Raw genomic sequence first — 18,497 nt, 5'->3', positions numbered from 1 at the left:
ACTACTTTGTCGTTGTTCAAGCTTTTACTTTTAAGGTTTGTTGCACGAAATTAGCCTTTTCCCGGCAGCTTGCCAAATTCTTGTCGGTAATGGTAACATGACCCATTTTTCGATGTGGTCTGGTTTCTTCTTTTCCGTAAAGATGTATATGGACGCCAGGAATAGCCAAACAATCTTCAAGTCCTTCGTAAGCTGCCGGACCAGAAAAGTTTTCAGCCCCCAATAAGTTAACCATAATCGACCACGGCTCTCCTTCTGTTGGTCCCAATGGTAAATCTAAAATAGCTCTCAGGTGATTTTCAAATTGAGAGGTTGCGCCATTGTCCAGAGTGTGATGTCCGCTATTATGAGGTCTTGGAGCCATTTCATTAATCCAAATGTGCCCATCTTTTAGTACAAACATTTCTATAGCCAACAATCCTACAATGCTCAATTGCTCTGTTAACTCCAATGCAAGTCTATTGGCATGTACCAACACTTGTTCGGGTATTTCTGCAGGACATAAAAGATATTCTACCAGATTTGCAGATGGATGAAACAACATTTCGACGGCCGGGTAATTTCTGATTTCACCATGTTCATTTCTTACAGTTATAATGCTTATTTCCTTCACTATATCTGCCATTTCTTCCACCAGACTTGGCCCTTCCATTAGTTTGGGAAAATCTTCAAACGAACGGATGATTTCAACTCCTTTGCCATCATAGCCTCCTTTTCGGAGTTTTTGGACAAATGGAAATTTGATCATGCCGGTCTGAACCATTGACACAATGGAATCTGTCGAATCAAAAAGTGTAAAGGGTGCAGTGGGAATTCCATGAGTTAACAAAAACTGTTTTTGCAATCCTTTGTCTTGTATTAAACGAATGATCTCCGGCTGAGGAAAAACCTTAACACCCTCCAATTGCAATTGGCCCAAGGCTTCGGTATTCACCTGTTCAATCTCAATGGACAATACATCTACTGATCTTCCAAAATTTAATACATCATGGTATTTGTTAAAATCTCCCTCTGTAAGAAATCGGCTAACCTTACCGGCAGGATAATCTTTACTTTTGTCCAGGAAATGAAGTTCAAGATCTAATTTAGAGGCTTCCTGTGCCAGCATTTTTCCCAATTGACCTGCACCCAGGAAACCGATTTTCTTTTCTGATGGTTTATATGACATTAGAATATTTACCTGCAAAGATTGAAAAAACAATAATAAAGGGGCTATGAAAAATCACAAACTCTTTAAAAATGCCACCCTGGTTAACGAAGGAAGATCTTTTGAATCAGACCTTTTGCTGAAGGACGGCCGCATCCAGCGTATTGACAAGGATATTAGCCATCCTGAAGCTGAAATTATTGACGTAAATGGGAAATTACTCATTCCCGGTTGCATTGATGATCAGGTGCATTTTAGGGATCCTGGGCTCACACACAAGGCTGACATCCACACAGAAAGTTCAGCCGCTCTGGCTGGAGGGGTTACGAGCTTTATGGACATGCCCAATACCATACCCAATGCACTGACCCCTGAAATTCTAGAAGAAAAATACAAGATCGCGAGCCAAAAATCCATGGCAAACTTTTCCTTTTACATGGGGGTATCCAACGACAACCTTGAGCATGTACTCCGTGTAAATTATGAGAAAGTCTGCGGAATTAAAGTCTTTATGGGATCGAGCACCGGAGGAATGTTGGTTGACGAACCAAATACCCTGGAGGCATTGTTTTCAAGGGCGCCTGTTCTGATTGCCACACATTGCGAAGATGAACCCACTATTAGAAGGAACATGGAAGCCGCTAAACTTAAATATGGGTCAAAAATTCCTGCCTGGGAGCACCCCTTGATTCGGAATCATGAGGCTTGCAAACTCTCCTCCAGTTTAGCTATTTCACTTGCCCAAAAACATCAAACCAGATTGCATGTCCTGCATCTTACTACCGCGCAGGAGTTAGATTTGTTTAACAATAACCAGCCATTGGGAAATAAAAGAATTACCAGTGAAGTTTGCGTCCACCATCTGTTTTTTGACGACCGGGATTATGAGCAACTGGGCAATTTAATAAAATGCAATCCTGCTATTAAAACAGAAAATGATAAACTTGCATTGTGTCAGGCATTGATGGATGGAAAAATGGATGTAGTGGCTACAGACCACGCTCCTCATACCATGGAAGAAAAATCAAGGGACTATGCGGATGCTCCCTCAGGACTTCCACTTGTTCAGCACCCACTGAACCTCATGCTTACTTTAGGTAAGCAGCATGGTTGGGGCATAGAGTTTATCGTTGAAAAAATGGCACACAATCCGGCCGTATGCTTTGAGATTGAAAACAGAGGATTTCTAAGAGAAGGTTACTTCGCGGATTTAGTAATTCTGGATCCAGAAGCAACCCTCGAGGTAAAAAAACACGATTTATTATATAAGTGTGGGTGGTCCCCACTTGAAGGGAAGAGCCTGGCGGGAAAAATACTTAGCACCTTTGTCAACGGACATTTGGCCTATGACGGCCACCAAGTTTTACCCGTTCCTCAAGGTGCCCGATTGACCTTCAATCGAAATTAAAACTTAAATAACATAGTTTTTGATATTCATATATAATATTTTTATATATATTTGTATCTAAAATTTAACACCAAAAATGGGTCAGGACTCTTTCATTTACTTATATCCTATGCCGGATGATGTAGCTCAATCTATGTTGATCTCAGAAACTGAGTCCAATATTCACATCAGACCTTTGAACCAAAACGCTCGTAAATTATGGATCTGCAATAAAATTATCCGAAATTTACTTACCAAAAGAAAAACCCTGATTTTAATAGATCAGCCTGAGCATGTCCGTCTTTTAGAGGAAATCATACATGAATTTCAGTTACAACCCTTGAGTTTTCTATTTACACATTCCAGATCTGAAATTGAACAAAAATTATTACAATTTAATCCGGTCACTGTCCCGGGAAAATTAAATCTGGAACAATTTGAAACGCTGAATAAAGCTTTAAAAATTGTACACAACAATCTCAAGGAAACATACGATTCTTTATATCAAACTAAATCCGGACTTCAAGAAAATTTTGTAAGCTCAATATCAAAAGCCATTTCTCTGGAACAAGTCAAAAAAAATGAATTTTTTCGAATAAGCCCATTACATGAGCCCCTCATGCAAAGAGAATACCAGAGCATGATAAATTTGTTGGAATCTTTTAAAACTTGTAAAGGCGGAAAGCTTCATGAATCTCATCCTCTAAATCAATTGAATGACAAGTTATTTGAACTTTTTCTTCGGGATGAAGCATGGACTTACCTATCACACTTTCTAACTCATTGGAAAAAAACCGGCAGTCAAATACTAAACGAACTGAATGAATATCTTGACTATTGGTTCATCTCTGAAAACAAACGCATTTGTCATCAATTTTCAAAATATATTTCCGAATTAAAATGGCTGCAATCCAATCAAACCGATCAGTCGGATTGGATGCTTAAACATCAACTTGCAGTTGAAAAATTTGAAAAATATAGAAATTTCCTTAAGCCGTCAGACACTTCAGAAATTATTACTTTTAATTACCGGAACGAAATACCTTCCATATCCGATTTAAAACCAGAAATAAACAATTGTCTTAACCACACCTTAAAGTCATTAAAATTATCGGAAATAAGGGATAGAGATATTGTTTTGAGTTTAAAAAGCATCCTCGAACGAGCCATTAAATGGCAAAATGATATCAATTCTTCCGGAATTATCCATCAAACCATTCAACTGCAATCTGATACACTTCCTGAACTGATTCATTCCATAGAAAAACATATCAAATTTGCGGATACCATTTTAGATTGCTCGTCCTCATTTGCACCGTTTTTTGATTGGAAAATTCAATACAATTTGCTTACTGACCGTCAAAAAAACATTTTGGATCTTTTGCAATCTGCGCATCCTGACAGTTGGGAAATGGAATTAAAAAGACACTACCAGGACAGCATTTTAAAACAAACTTTTGACTACAATGCAGAATTTATTCCAGACTGGATTAAGGAATTCAAAACCAGTGTTGCTCAGATAAAATCACAATGGACGTCCTACCTGCTTTCAAAATATGAACAAAAACAGCACCAATCACTTCAAAAGTTGAGTGAAAAGGATTCCGGCCTTTATGAAAGCTTAAAAAATAACCAAAAAAATGAACACACACTTTCAGAATACTATCAATTAATTCCACTGCTGACTGATGTATTTCCTATTATTATACTTGAAAATTCTCACCGCGAATATTTTCCGACACTGAGCCAACCAGTTTGGGATGAAGTGTGGAATCTTTGTCCTGCTGATGAAGATCAACAGTTGGCAAAATTTGGAAAATCTGCCCATCATTATATCAGTATACACGAAGAATTATCTTCTCATGCAGAATTCAATATCGCACTCAATCAGGCTCCCCCATCCAGATTGAAAAATATACTGCACGATCTTCATCCAACCGAAGTAACCACCCACATCAATGGACTTGCTAATTTCATTTTATCAAATTTTCCGAAATTAAAAGTTTTAGTTAATTCGAAAAAACTGGCACTGAGTTTTCTGCCAAAGGAATTAGAGCAATTGTTTATTCAACTCAGTGGTGTTGAATGGAATCTGATCCAGTTGGAAGAACAAGATGGAGCTGAAAGATTAAGTGAGTTGCTGATGCATAAATCAACACAGAAAAAAATATGGTTGGCTGATCAACTTTTTTCCACTGCTTCCCTAAACATTCAACAATTGGAATGGCAATGGCATTTTTTAAAATGCATGGAAGTAGCCGGATTTGAGATTGAAAATGTGGAATCAAATCAGTTGTTTCAATTGAAAAGTTTCTGGCCATCCAATGAGCGAAATTTATTTACACCCATTAAAAACATAGACCTGCACGCTGTCTGATGGAAAATGAATTTTCATTGGAAAAATATTTTAACCAGATCAAACGAAATTCAAAAAATCAAATCTATGATCCGGTCAGAAAAAAATGGATAACTTCTACCCCTGAGGAAATTGTAAGGCAGCTATTCATCGTGCATCTTCATTCTGAACTCCATTACAGTCTGTCTAACATGTCCGTTGAAAAACAATTAGTTTTTGGGGGATTTAAGCGAAGATTTGATTTGGTAGTTTACGATCCATCGGGAGCCCCTCTTGTAATTGTTGAGTGTAAGTCCTATGAAACTGCAATTTCACAGCGTGTATTGGATCAAGCTGCCAATTATAATTTTATTTTAAAAGCTCCTTATTTGGCAGTTACAAATGGCAGATCAACCTTGATTGCAAAAATTGACCATGCACTAAAAAGCTATCAATTTATCGAACAACTCCCATTCCATACCTGAATAGAAGCAGTTATTTTACAATTATCCTTCCATTTCAGAAAGCACAATGTCATGCTCATAACTTCTAAAATCAACTGCAGTGACATTCGAAACGCCCATTTCTTCCATGTAAACCCCATACAAGACGTCTACTTCTGCCATGGTCAGTTTGTTGTGCGTGATGATCACAAATTGTGAATCTTTGCTGAACTTCCTGATGATGTGGTTAAATTTATCAATATTAATATCGTCCAGTGGTGCGTCAACTTCATCAAAAATACAGAAAGGTGCCGGTTTCAGTAAATAAAGTGAGAATAACAATGCAATGGCTGTTAAGGTCTTCTCTCCTCCACTTAACTGATGAATAGATTTTGGTCGCTTCCCTTTGGGTTTTGCAATGATATCAATATCACACTCCAATGGATCCATTTCATCCATCAAGACTAAATCACAATCATCATCTCCGGTAAATAGTGAACGGAAAACATCCTGAAAGTGAACACGCACCTGATTAAAGGCATTCATAAAGCTGGCCGTAGCCGTTTCCTCTATTTCCTTTATGGTCTGAAGCAAGCTGTCCTGAGCTTTAAGGATATCCTCTTTTTGCAATTGAATTCGCTCATATCTTCCTTTCATTTCCTCATAGGCTTCTAATGCCATTGGATTAATTTCTCCATAATTATCGAGCCTAACTTTATAATACATCACTCGATCCCTCAATGCATCTTCATCCATTTGCTCTACTTCCTCTTCGGGAACATATTTATCCAAAGGTGTATTGAATTCAAGTTCAGCCCTCTCCACTGTAGACTGTATCTTATAATTACTCTCAGAACGTTGATCTTTCAAGGTATTTATGGAAGATTGGTATTCCAGTATTGACTTCTGATATCCCCGAATTTGGGTTTCCTGCACAGTGATGGTATTCCGTATCTCGTAATAATCCTGCTCCAAATGCGTTAAATCAGATTCAATTGTTTTACGGTATTCGAATCTTTCAATTAGTTGATTTTTATCTTCAGCCAACCCTTTATCTAATTCCTCCAATTCATGTTGGTATTCTTCTAAGCGCTTTGAGTTGTGCTCAAGTTGTATTTTAGTTTCATCATGCTGTCTTTGACGATATTCAAGATCCTTTTTGATATTGTCCAACTTATTCTCCCATTTGAGCACTTCAAGTCTTGACTGGTTGTACAAACCGGCAGCTGTTGTCAATTCTGTTGAGATGTTATTAAATACCAGGTCAGTTTGGGTGATGCTGTTTAAAAGTTGACCCAATTCTGACTTAAGCGCTTCCACTTTAATCTGATTCGTTTCTCTGTCGTGCTGTATTTCCTTATATTTTAGATCATTACCAGCTATGCGCTCTTCAAATTGTTTTTTCAAGTCATTGAAATGTTGAACCTTGGTTGACATTTGTGCCAGAGATTGAAGCAAGGTACTTTCTTCTTTTCTTGAAATATTCAATTCTCCTTCCTTGTTAATCAATTCAATTTGTTTGTAATCTTGTTTAAGTTGTGACAACGTTCTGTCCAACTCTAAAACCTCCAGCTCAATGGTCTTAAGATCAGATTCAAGTTTTTCCAGATGTTTCTTGCGACCAAGTTTTTTGCCTTCAAACAATCCAACCGAACCACCTGAAATCGAATTTCTTTGCCTGATTATAGACCCACTCAAACTAATTACTGAAACATCCTCCGGAAAATCCATGACATCTTCAAGATAAGACTCAGCGTCTTTTACATAAACATTATTCAACAAAGAGTACAACAAAGGCTGGTAGAGTGCATCGGTTTCAATAAGGGATATGGCAGATTTAAATCCAACAATTTCTGCCGGAACAATTTTCTCACTTTTAAATTTACTAAGAATAAAAAAATTAGCCTTGCCTTTGGCGTTGCCATGGAGAAGTCTGATCGCCTGAATGGCCTCCTCTTCATTACTCACTACGTGATAATTAAGATAGGGCTCTAAGAAAGACTCAATTGCAGAACGATATTTCTCTTCAGTATAAATAAGATCCGTTAATACGGGAACGTCTTTTCTCCAATTCTGATGCAGGAATTTGATGGACTCCGGAAAACCTTCAAGTTTTTCAACCATAGATTTTAAGAGATCAAATTCATTCTTCCGGGCATCTTTTTTCCGATTGGCGGCTGCTACATTTTGGGTGTGTGTTTCAATCTCTGTCTTTAGAATAGAAAGCCTTGCTTTTCTTTCCTCCTCTTCCTTAGTCACCAAGGCAATTTTCTCCTGAACAATCCGAAGATTGGTCTCAAGGTCTTCAATATCTTTATTGAAATGTGAATATTCCTCTGTCCTGAACGCAAGTTCATCTGCGTTTCTTTTTGAATCTGCCTGGAGATTTTCCAGTTGGTTTCTTTTGATCGCCAGATCCTTTTCTAATTCGAAGACACTTTTTTCTATGGTATCTTTTTGAGTTTGAAACTGATCCACACCAGATTTTAGCTCATCAAACTTCAATTGCTTAGTTTCATAATCTAACTGTAACTCAGCAGTCTGAACATGTAGTTTACTGAATTCTTCCTGAGTTTTTCCGATTTCAGAATGCAGCAATAAAATATCCTGAGAAATTACTTCCAATTTAGTACCTGCATCCGTATTGCTCTGCCTCAAAGCTTCCTGCTGTGTTACATTAAAAAACTTCTTTTGTTCTTTAACTTGAATCTCTGTCTCAATATTTCTGATCTGATCCAAAAGTTCGTTCACTTTCTTCTGATATTCACTGAGACTTTTCTCCTTATCTAGGTGAGATTTTTTGAATTGCTCAAGCTCTGCTTCAGATTGGTGCAGTTTAACCTCCTGCTCTTGCAATTTTATTATTTCTTCGTCGATAATTTGGGAGGTCTTTTGAATCTTTTCCTTCAGACTTACTACGGACAAAAATGCGAGCCTCAATCCGGAATTTCTATACTTATCCCGCATTTCAAAAAACTTTTTGGCCCGCTTTGCCTGCTTTTCCAATTCAACGAGATTGTTATTGATCTCAAATAATAGATCTTCAATTCGAGCTAAATCCTCGGTGGTCGCTTTTAATTTATTTATGGATTCACGCTTTCTGGACTTGTATTTTGAAATTCCTGCGGCCTGCTCAAACATTTTCCGCCGTGCAGATTCCTTGTTGGACAATATGTCCTCCACCATTCCCAGAGCTATAATGGCGTAGGAGTCAGATCCGATTCCGGTATCCATAAACAGTGAAGTGATGTCTTTTAACCTACAGGTAACATTGTTCAGACGATATTCACTTTCTCCACTTCTGTATAAAAACCTTGAAATATTTACTGTATGATATTCAACAGGCAATAGATTTTTGGTGTTTTCGAAGGTAAGGCTTACGTGCGCCAGAGGTGCCTCCTTTCGCTTTTTGGTACCATTGAAAATAACGTCAGACATTTGTTCCAAACGCAATTCTCTTCCTTTTTGCTCTCCCAGCACCCACCTGATGGCATCCACAATATTTGATTTCCCTGAACCATTGGGACCAACAATACCGGTCACTGCCTCATTAAAGTGGATGACCGTTTCATCAGCAAAGCTTTTAAAACCTTTGACTTCTATTTTTTTAAGTCTCATAAGGCTGCAAAAATATAGAAAAGATTTATATAAGTTTTCTCAATATAAATAACAACACTTTAAATAAAGCGCTCATTATCAATCATATATAAATATTTTAACTATTTTAGAATAGCTGGATCAAGCTATTACAAAAGGAAAAAAAATAACAATAAACTTAAAATTTAATAAAGTACCACTTGCCGGATTTAAGAACCCACCAGGACAAGAGACATTGACTCAGCCAATAGACAATTTCTCCGTACCATGCCCACTTCAAACCCAGTGAATCCGGGTAAAGAATAGCTATCCAGGTAATCCCCAAGTAAAGAAATGATCCCAGTATTTGTATGTTTAACCCCTTGGAAGTCTCTCCCGCACCACTGACCCCATTAAAAAAAATGTTTGAAAAAGATGCAACCACCAAAATGGCGAAGAGAATTTTAAAGTATGGCAGGGATTCCTGAAACAAGGCAGTGTCTCCTCCCCCCAAAAATGGATACAGGAGGGTCTGGGCAAAAATTAAAAATGGAAAGGATACCAGGGTTGTTACGGTAAGAGAAATTAAAGAGGAATGATATACTTGGTTGAGTACTCTTTGCTCTCTTTTTCGTCCTATAGTTTTGCTTACCATGGTATTGATGGCCGCTGCAAAGCCCCAACAAGGAATGGTAAAGATCAGGTAAACCACGCGCAACAAATTGGAAATTGCCAAAGCTCTCTCTCCCAGTTTTTCTATAAAACTGAAAAAGATGAACCAGCTTGCAATCCCAATGACTGATTGCATAAGTATCGGAAGGCTTAGTTTGTAAATATTTCTTAATTCGGATGGCTCAATGTGGGGTATGGTAAACAGATCAAAAGGCCTCAGATCCTTGTCTAGCAATATATAAATCAGAAAGAACACAAAAGCTGCAATTTCAGCAAGCGAACTTGCCAATCCTGCTCCTGCAATTCCCATCTCTGGAAATCCGCCTTTCCCATAGACTAAGAGATAGCACAAAAGAATATTACTCAATCCCAAAAAAACAGTATCAATCAGAATAATTTTAGGTCTGCCTAAACCCATATACAACGACAAAAAGGCAAGTCCGACATAGGCAAAAACTAAACCATAGATACGGTATTCGAGAAATTCAAGAGATTTTTGGAGAATTACTTCAGATTTGACAAACAATGAAAGGATTTCAGCTGAGAAGAATTTAAGTACAATAAAAATCAAAAGTCCTACTACCAATTCAAAAAAGAGAATGGCATAAAAGTACTTTTTGACCGCAAGCGGAGACCTTTCCCCATATTTTCGGGCAATAATGATCTGACCACCTTTTGAAAACCCGTAGGCAATAGAGGAAATTACAAGATAAAAAACGCTTACAAATCCTACAGCTGCGAAGTCATTTTCATCATAACGATAAAGAAACAAGCTGTCGGTTAATGCAATGACATTTTGTCCGGCAGATCCCAACATGATAGGAATGGCCAGGAAAAGCAGTCTTTTAGCGTTGTGTATGAATTCTTTCATCTAATAGATGCCTAAAGATAAATCACATCGTCAATACGAGACAATAGTTTATGATTTCTTATTATATCCCCAAACTTTGTTTCTTTTGCAACAGAATACAAATCATATGAATTTACCCAGGATTCCTGCTCCAAAAGCAAAACTTAACCCTAAAGAACTTAGCCATCATGGAGACCTAAGAGTGGACCCATATTTCTGGATGAATGAAAGAGACCATCCGGATGTCCTGGCGTACCTCGAAGAGGAAAACAATTATGGCCAGCAGATGTGTGCTGTTTTTAAAGAATTGGAGGACAAATTATTTGAAGAAATCACCCAGCGAATAGTTCAAAACGATGAATCTGCACCCTATTACGTAAACGGATATTGGTACAAAACCAAATTTGAAGAGCAAAAAGAATATCCGATCTATGTGAGATATCAAAGTACTTTGGAGAGCAGGGAAGAAGTCATTCTAGATGTAAACAAACTTGCGGATGGTCAAAAATATTACCACATAGGGAGCATGGCCATTAGTCCCAACAATCAATTTTTGGCTTATACAGAAGATTTACAAAGCAGAAGAATCTATTCAATTTGTTTTAAAAATCTGGTTACCGGAGAAACTTTTAAACAAAAAATTCCCAATGCCGGCACATGTCTCGTCTGGACCAATGATTCCAAAAATGTGTATTACGTGACCAAAGATGATACACTCAGAGAATTCAGAGTGATGCTGCATGAATTTGAAACTGATTTTAAAAAAGACAAATTAATCTTTGAAGAATCAGACGAGACGTTTTATGTATCAGTTGGGAAAACAAAGGACAAAAAATATATTTTGATTAATTCTGCCTCCTCTCTGGAATCAGAATATCGATACATCGATGCACAACATTGCAGTGATCAGGTTTTTCTATTTCAAAGCCGTGTGGAGAATCTTGAATATTACATTGACCACAAGGATCAGGAGTGGTTTATACGTACCAATAAAATCGGGCCCAATTTTGGAATGATGCGTTGTCCAGATCAACATACCGAAATGGACTATTGGAAAAACATTATTCCTTACAACGAAAGTATTTTGGTAGAGGATTTTGAGTTATTCAAAGACTATCTGGTTCTATCAGAAAGAAGTGAAGGAATTCTAAAAATTCATGTTCATCCAAAAAATTCAAATCCCTATTACATTACCTTTGACGAAGAAGTATACACAGCGGTCTTTTCAGTTAATCCTGAACTAGATTCTATCAACTTAAGAATTCATTTTTCTTCACTCAAAACTCCGCCTACTATTTATGAGTATCATCTCGAAGATCATAAGCTCAGTATATTGCGAGTACAAAAAATTGAAGGAGGCTTTGACACCAATGAATACCATACAGAGAGAATATATGCCACCGCTTCTGACCAAACTTTGATTCCAATTTCAATTGTCTATCACAAAACTTTTAAGAAGGATGGTGCCCATCCATTATTATTATACGGTTATGGCTCCTATGGAATTTCTATTGATCCGACCTTCAGTATTTCGAGAAAAAGTCTGTTGGATAGAAATTTTGCGTTTGCCATTGCTCACATCCGAGGTGGGCAGGAATTAGGTCGTGCCTGGTATGAAAGCGGGAAGTTTTTAGAAAAGAAAAATACATTTACAGATTTCATTCATTGTGCAGAATTTTTAATAGCTGAAAAATACACCCAATCCGATAGGCTTTTTGCATATGGAGGTTCAGCAGGAGGATTACTGATGGGAGCCATTGCAAACATGCGACCTGATTTATGGAAAGGAATTCTGGCTGTGGTGCCGTTTGTGGATGTTGTAACAACCATGTTGGATGAGGACATTCCACTCACAACCGGTGAATATGACGAATGGGGAAATCCGGCAAACGAAGAGTATTATCATTATTTAAAATCTTACTCCCCTTATGATAACGTGATGCCCCAAAACTATCCTGCTATGTTTGTTCGCACAGGTTATCACGATTCACAAGTCCAATATTGGGAACCTGCAAAATGGGTAGCAAAAATCAGAACTCATAAGACCAATGACACTCCCCTGATTTTTATGTGTGATATGAATACAGGACACAGTGGGGCTTCCGGTAGATTTAAGCAATACCGAGAAACGGCCAGGGAATATGCTTTTATGCTGTCCTTATTGGATTGAGCCTGGGTATTGGCCCACTAATCTTTATTCAAATTATTGAAGAGAACCGGTTTTTTGGCCGTCCAATACTGAAAAACACTGAATGTTTAATTAAGCCCTTCAAATATTCTCTATTTTTAGTAACTTTATGCTGGTATTTTGGTCAGTTCAGGCAACAGTTTTTACCTGATTCAGGTCATATACTCAAATCAGTCTGTCCTAATATGAAAAAGATCAAATTTTTATCCATTGTTTTCTGTTCGTTTTTCTCTCTATCAGCCTTTTCTGCCATCAGCAGCAAATCAATCTTAGGTAGTGAGTTAAATTCGAAAAGTAGTCTAGAGGATTGCATGCTAAGTGACCTTGAGCTTGAAAAATCAGATTGCACTAAGGAAGGGGAATTCTATGTCACCCTAACTTTTAACGTACAGAATGCATCTGAGTGCTTCCGAGTCAAAGGAAATGGTCACAATTATGGTGAATTTCCATACACAAGCCTTCCTCTAAAACTAGGACCATTCAAAGGCGATTGTAAGACGGAGTATGAATTTGTGGTAATTGACTGTGTAAATGAATTATGCAATATCCGTAAATCTCTAGGTACTGTCTGTTGTGAAGTAAAAGGGGACTGCATGCTGTCTGAATTGCAATTAAAAAAATCTGATTGCTCGGTCGACAAGGAGTTTTACATGACGATTGATTTTAAACATAAAAACACCTCTGACAGCTTTAAAGTGCAAGGCAACGGTGTTAAATATGGGACCTTTAATTACAAAAACCTCCCAATTAAACTTGGACCACTAAAGGGAAATTGTGAAACTTCTTATGAATTTGTCATTTTTGATTCTCAAAATGAAAGATGCAGAATAGACAGTGTTTATGGAAAAGTTTGCTGTGAGGCACAGGGAGATTGTGAAATTGGTGAAATCAAATGGGAAAGGTCAGATTGTAAAGAAGGTCAATTTTATCTGGTATTTAATTTTAATCATAAAAACACTTCAGAGTGTTTCAGGGTAAAAGGCAACGGACAAGATTATGGTACATTCCCTTATTCTCCCCTTCCTATTAAACTTGGACCATTCAAAGGTGATTGCACAACCAACTATGGGTTTGCATTTATAGATTGCAAAAACGAACATTGCGCCCGAGAAGTAAATGTTGGAAAAGTGTGCTGTGAGGCTCAGGGAGATTGTGAAATTGGTGAAATCAAATGGGAAAAAACTGCTTGCAAAGAGGGCCAGTTTTATTTGACTTTTAATTTTAATCGCAAAAACACTTCCGATTGTTTCAGGGTAAAAGGAAATGGTCAAGATTACGGAACCTTTACCTATGCTCAATTACCAATTAAATTAGGTCCATTCAAAGGTGACTGCACAACCAATTATGGCTTTGCATTTATAGACTGTAAAAACGAACGTTGTGCCCGTGAAGTAAATGTTGGTAAAGTTTGTTGTGAAGCTCAGGGCAATTGTGAAATTGGTGAAATCAAGTGGGAAAAAACTGCTTGCAAAGAAGGCCAGTTTTATTTGACTTTCAAATTTCCATACGCCAATACTTCTGAATGTTTCAGGGTGAAAGGCAATGGACATGATTACGGAACCTTCCCTTACACTCCACAACCTATTCAAATAGGCCCACTCAAAGGTGATTGTACCACCAATTATGAGTTCGTATTTATTGATTGCAAAAACGAACGTTGTGCTCGTGAATTAAATGTGGGAAAAGTGTGCTGTGAGGCTCAGGGAGATTGTGAAATTGGTGAAATCAAATGGGAAAAAACTGCTTGCAAAGAGGGCCAGTTTTATTTGACTTTCAATTTTAATCGCAAAAACACTTCCGATTGTTTCAGGGTAAAAGGAAATGGCCAGGATTACGGGACCTTCACATATGCTCAATTACCAATTAAATTAGGACCATTCAAAGGTGACTGCACAACCAATTATGGCTTTGCATTTATAGACTGTAAAAACGAACGTTGTGCCCGTGAAGTAAATGTGGGTAAAGTTTGTTGTGAAGCTCAGGGCAACTGTGAGATTGGAGAAATCAAGTGGGAAAAAACTGCTTATAAAGAAGGCCAGTTTTATTTGACTTTCAAATTCCCGTATGCCAACACCTCTGAATGTTTCAGGATAAAAGGCAATGGACATGATTATGGAACTTTCCCTTACACGAAGCAACCTATTCAACTAGGACCATTCAAAGGTGATTGCACCACTAATTATGAGTTCGTTTTTATTGATTGCAAAAACGAACGATGTGCCCGTGAAGTAAATGTTGGTAAAGTGTGCTGTGAGGTTCAGGGAGATTGTGAAATTGGAGAAATCAAATGGGAAAAAACTGCTTGCAAGGAGGGTCAGTTTTATTTGACTTTCAATTTTAACCGCAAAAACACTTCTGATTGTTTCAGGGTAAAAGGAAATGGACAGGATTACGGAACCTTTACATATGCTCAATTACCAATTAAATTAGGCCCATTCAAAGGTGACTGCACAACCAACTATGGCTTTGCATTTATAGACTGTAAAAACGAACGTTGTGCCCGTGAAGTAAATGTGGGTAAAGTTTGTTGTGAAGCTCAGGGTAACTGTGAGATTGGTGAGATCAAGTGGGAAAGAACCGACTGTAAAGAAGGTCAGTTTTATTTGACATTTAAGTTTCCGTATTCCAACACCTCTGAATGTTTCAGAATAAAAGGCAATGGACATGATTATGGCACTTTCCCTTATACTCCTCAACCTATTAAAATCGGACCATTCAAAGGTGATTGCACCACCAATTATGAGTTTGTATTTACTGATTGTAAAAATGAACGTTGTACTCGTGCATTGAATGTTGGAAAGGTTTGCTGTGAAACTCAGGGCAATTGTGAAATTGGTCAGATCAAATATGAAAAAACTCAATGCAAAGAAGGGGAGTTTTACATTACCTTCAACTTTGACAGACACAATACATCAGAGTGTTTTACCCTCAAAGGCAACGGTAAGGATTATGGTAAATTTAATTATGGTAGCCTGCCAATTAAAATCGGCCCTTTAAAAGGAGATTGTTCTACAAAATACGAGTTTATTTTCAGGGATTGTGCCAATGAAAAATGTGCACGGGAATTGAACCTGGGTACCGTGTGCTGTGAACAGAAAGGTGAGTCTTGTGAAATTTATAATCTTGAAGTTACTCCACTTGATTGTACCGGACCGAACCAATACTCCGTGCGAGTTAACTTCCAGCACAAAGGAACAAAAGGAGTAGGTTTTGATGTATTTGACAGAAAAGGCTCTATTGGATTTTATTCCTATAACGATTTACCTATCACCATCAAAGATTTTAAGAAGAGTGGGTTGACCTATGACTTTTTAAAAATTTGTGAAAACGACAATGAAAAATGTTGCAAAGCCGCTGAGTTTAAACCACTCAACTGCTTTGGTAGTGGAAAAGGATTCTTCAATTTAGAAGACCTTCAAGTATATGCATCAACATCAGGATTGGTGGTTGAATCAATATTCCCATTCCCTGCAGGATTTGAATTAGAGGTTTATGATTTGGGTGGACGCAGACTGCAGACCCATCTTTTAGAGAAAACATCAAACAGCATGTTGCTCAGAATCAATCATTATCTTCCTGGTATGTACGTACTGAAAACAAGATATAGCTACGACACGAGACCTTTTAAGTTTTTAAGATAAAATATTACTACTTGAATTAAAACACATTATACATTTGCGAATGTATAATGTGTTTTTGTTTTAGAACTGATGGTCTATAAAACTCATAATCCGTATATTTGACTCATTGTTAAACTAATATTAATCAACAAATGAAAAGAAATTTACTAATTATCTGCTTCTGCTTTTCACTTTTAAGTCTTGGCGCTCAGAATACCTTTTCTGATAACGTTGAGTCATATAAGGTGGGCGACTATGTTGCAAAAAGCTCCACGTACTGGACTGTTTGGTCCGGCGCTGTCGGTGAAGGCACTCAGGAAGACGCCCTTATCACTGATGAGAATGCAAAACCGGGACCAAGTCCATTCGTTTAGAAGCCGCTACAGCAGCCGGAGGTCCAACTGACCTGGTATTGCCTTTTGGTGGTGAGAAGAACATTGGAAAATTGACTTACGAAATGTGGATTTATGTGCTTTCCGATCAGGCGGCCTATTTTAATTTTCAAGCTAAAGCCACCATCGGAACTACCTGGGCACTGGACAATTATTTTGATGGAGATGGTAAGTTCCGTGCTACATTAGGTAGCTCTGCTAATGGCTATTTATGCGAAATTGATTACACTCCTGAAACATGGGTGAAATACACGCTAATAGCAGATCTTACCGACAACAATTGGGAAGTAAAATTGAACGATGTGACGGTAGCAAAATTTGCGAATCCAAACAACACCATTGCATCTATAGATATTTATCCTAATTATGTAACCGGCACTGAAACACGTGGTAATGGTTCTACTTTTTACATTGATGACATCAGTTACGATTATGTACCATTCGTAAAACCAAATCTGGATGCCACGCTCCTATTGATTGGTTACAAACCACAATTTCTAGCAGACTTAAGCGCTGCCGGAACAATGCAAGTAAGAAACCTTGGAAATACTGCCATCACTTCTTTGGAGGTCAGTTATAAATTAGGTAATGGGGCAACTCAGGTGGCTTCATTTAACAACTTGAATATTGCTTCTCTTGGATTTCAGACCATTGATTTGCCAGCAGTCAAATATCTTGCAGGTCAAAACGAACTATCTGTTGAAATCACAAAAGTAAATGGAGTAGCAGATGATAACACGGCTAATAATATAAAAAAGAGCAACCTATCGGGAGTTGTTCCAGCCGAATTTAAAAAGGTAGTTTCCGAAGAGGCTACCGGAACCTGGTGCCAATGGTGCCCAAGAGGTGCTGTTTACATGGATTCCATGGCCAGAACCTATCCCAAACATTTTATTGGTATTGCGGTTCACAACCAAGATACCATGACGGTGCCTGTGTATGACAGAGGCTTGACCAGTTTTCCAGGATTCCCTGGCTTTCCAAGTGTCGTAAATAACCGTAAAACCATTTCAGATCCATTGGAACTTGAATCAGAATTTTATAGCTCCATCGTAGAAAAAACACCTGTAAAACTTACCAATGGTGCAACCTGGAATCCAACTACAGGAGACTTGAATATCTCTGTAAGAGCAGACTTTTTAGACAACCTAAATGGAGATTACAGATTTAATCTGGTCATTACAGAAAATGGTGTGAAAGGAACCGGTGCTAAATTCAATCAGGCCAATACATATTCTGGTGGGGCTCGTGGTCCAATGGGAGGATTTGAAAAATTACCAAATCCTGTTCCGGCCTCCAGAATGACCTACAATCATGTGGCCAGAGCTATCCTGGACGGTTATGATGGAATTGCAGGTTTCTTACCTACCAAGATCAATGCAGGATCTACTTATTTTATTACTTATTCCTTAAATGTTCCAATTACCTGGAAAGAACCCAATCTTGAATTAGTTGGACTACTTTTAGGCCCTGATGGAGAAATCGTAAATGCTACCCAAACTACCATTTCAGAAGCAGTTGCAAACGGCCTCTATACTTCTGTAGAGAATCCGGTTCCAGCTCCTTTCACTGTCAAATTAGCACCTAATCCGGCAGCTGATTATGCAAACATTGATCTGAATCTTACCGATCCTACGCAAGTCAGCATCGAAGTGGTCGACATGTTGGGTCATTTGGTACAAAGTAGAAATTATGGTATTTTAAGTGGGGAGATGATGATTCCTGTAAATACAGAAGCATTTGAAAACGGCTCTTACCTGATTAAACTTAAAATAGGTCAAACGTTGCAAACAAGAAAATTAGTCATCAGTCATTAATCTTTGGCTAAAAAAATATGAGGGAAGTATCCATTCACTTGGGTACTTCCTTTTTTATTTAGACCTTTGA

The 18,497-nt window shown here is 37.9% G+C and carries 9 protein-coding genes; 6 read left to right on the top strand and 3 right to left on the bottom strand.

All coding sequences use genetic code 11. From position 1 onward, the window contains the following. Positions 1 to 16: 16 nt before the first annotated feature. The gene (locus IPJ53_07800; GenBank protein ID MBK7799000.1) at positions 17 to 1,168 is read right to left on the bottom strand and encodes a 5-(carboxyamino)imidazole ribonucleotide synthase; all 1,152 of its coding nucleotides are present in this window, start codon (positions 1,166 to 1,168) and stop codon (positions 17 to 19) included. Between the two features lie 46 nt (positions 1,169 to 1,214). On the opposite strand from IPJ53_07800, the gene IPJ53_07795 reads away from it, so the two are divergent. From IPJ53_07795 to IPJ53_07785, 3 genes are all read left to right on the top strand, one after another. After that, a complete protein-coding gene (locus IPJ53_07795; GenBank protein MBK7798999.1) occupies positions 1,215 to 2,555 on the top strand; it encodes a dihydroorotase in 1,341 nt (446 codons plus the stop codon). A gap of 76 nt (positions 2,556 to 2,631) precedes the next feature. Continuing rightward, positions 2,632 to 4,911, top strand: a complete 2,280-nt coding sequence (locus IPJ53_07790; protein ID MBK7798998.1) for a hypothetical protein — start codon at positions 2,632 to 2,634, stop codon at positions 4,909 to 4,911. A 17-nt stretch (positions 4,912 to 4,928) separates the two neighbouring features. Beyond that, the gene (locus IPJ53_07785) at positions 4,929 to 5,354 is read left to right on the top strand and encodes a type I restriction enzyme HsdR N-terminal domain-containing protein (GenBank protein MBK7798997.1); all 426 of its coding nucleotides are present in this window, start codon (positions 4,929 to 4,931) and stop codon (positions 5,352 to 5,354) included. 21 nt (positions 5,355 to 5,375) lie between these two features. On the opposite strand, the gene smc is transcribed toward IPJ53_07785, so the two are convergent. After that, positions 5,376 to 8,930 carry a chromosome segregation protein SMC gene (smc, locus tag IPJ53_07780; GenBank protein ID MBK7798996.1) on the bottom strand — a complete coding sequence of 1,185 codons (3,555 nt, stop codon included), beginning with the start codon at positions 8,928 to 8,930 and terminating at the stop codon, positions 5,376 to 5,378. Positions 8,931 to 9,087: 157 nt separating this feature from the next. Next, the gene (locus IPJ53_07775) at positions 9,088 to 10,431 is read right to left on the bottom strand and encodes an MATE family efflux transporter (protein ID MBK7798995.1); all 1,344 of its coding nucleotides are present in this window, start codon (positions 10,429 to 10,431) and stop codon (positions 9,088 to 9,090) included. 106 nt (positions 10,432 to 10,537) lie between these two features. On the opposite strand from IPJ53_07775, the gene IPJ53_07770 reads away from it, so the two are divergent. From IPJ53_07770 to IPJ53_07760, 3 genes are all read left to right on the top strand, one after another. Further along, on the top strand, positions 10,538 to 12,580 hold the full coding sequence (locus IPJ53_07770) for a S9 family peptidase (GenBank protein ID MBK7798994.1): 2,043 nt from the start codon (positions 10,538 to 10,540) through the stop codon (positions 12,578 to 12,580). Between the two features lie 203 nt (positions 12,581 to 12,783). After that, a complete protein-coding gene (locus tag IPJ53_07765) occupies positions 12,784 to 16,239 on the top strand; it encodes a hypothetical protein (protein ID MBK7798993.1) in 3,456 nt (1,151 codons plus the stop codon). A gap of 391 nt (positions 16,240 to 16,630) precedes the next feature. Beyond that, entirely contained in the window at positions 16,631 to 18,427 is a 1,797-nt protein-coding gene (locus IPJ53_07760; protein ID MBK7798992.1) for an Omp28-related outer membrane protein, read from the top strand. Positions 18,428 to 18,497 lie beyond the last annotated feature (70 nt).

This window comes from Candidatus Vicinibacter affinis, from assembly GCA_016714365.1.
Classification (GTDB): domain Bacteria; phylum Bacteroidota; class Bacteroidia; order Chitinophagales; family Saprospiraceae; genus Vicinibacter; species Vicinibacter affinis.
Note: the sequence above shows the minus strand (reverse complement) of the source record. Positions and strands in the feature narration are given on the sequence as shown.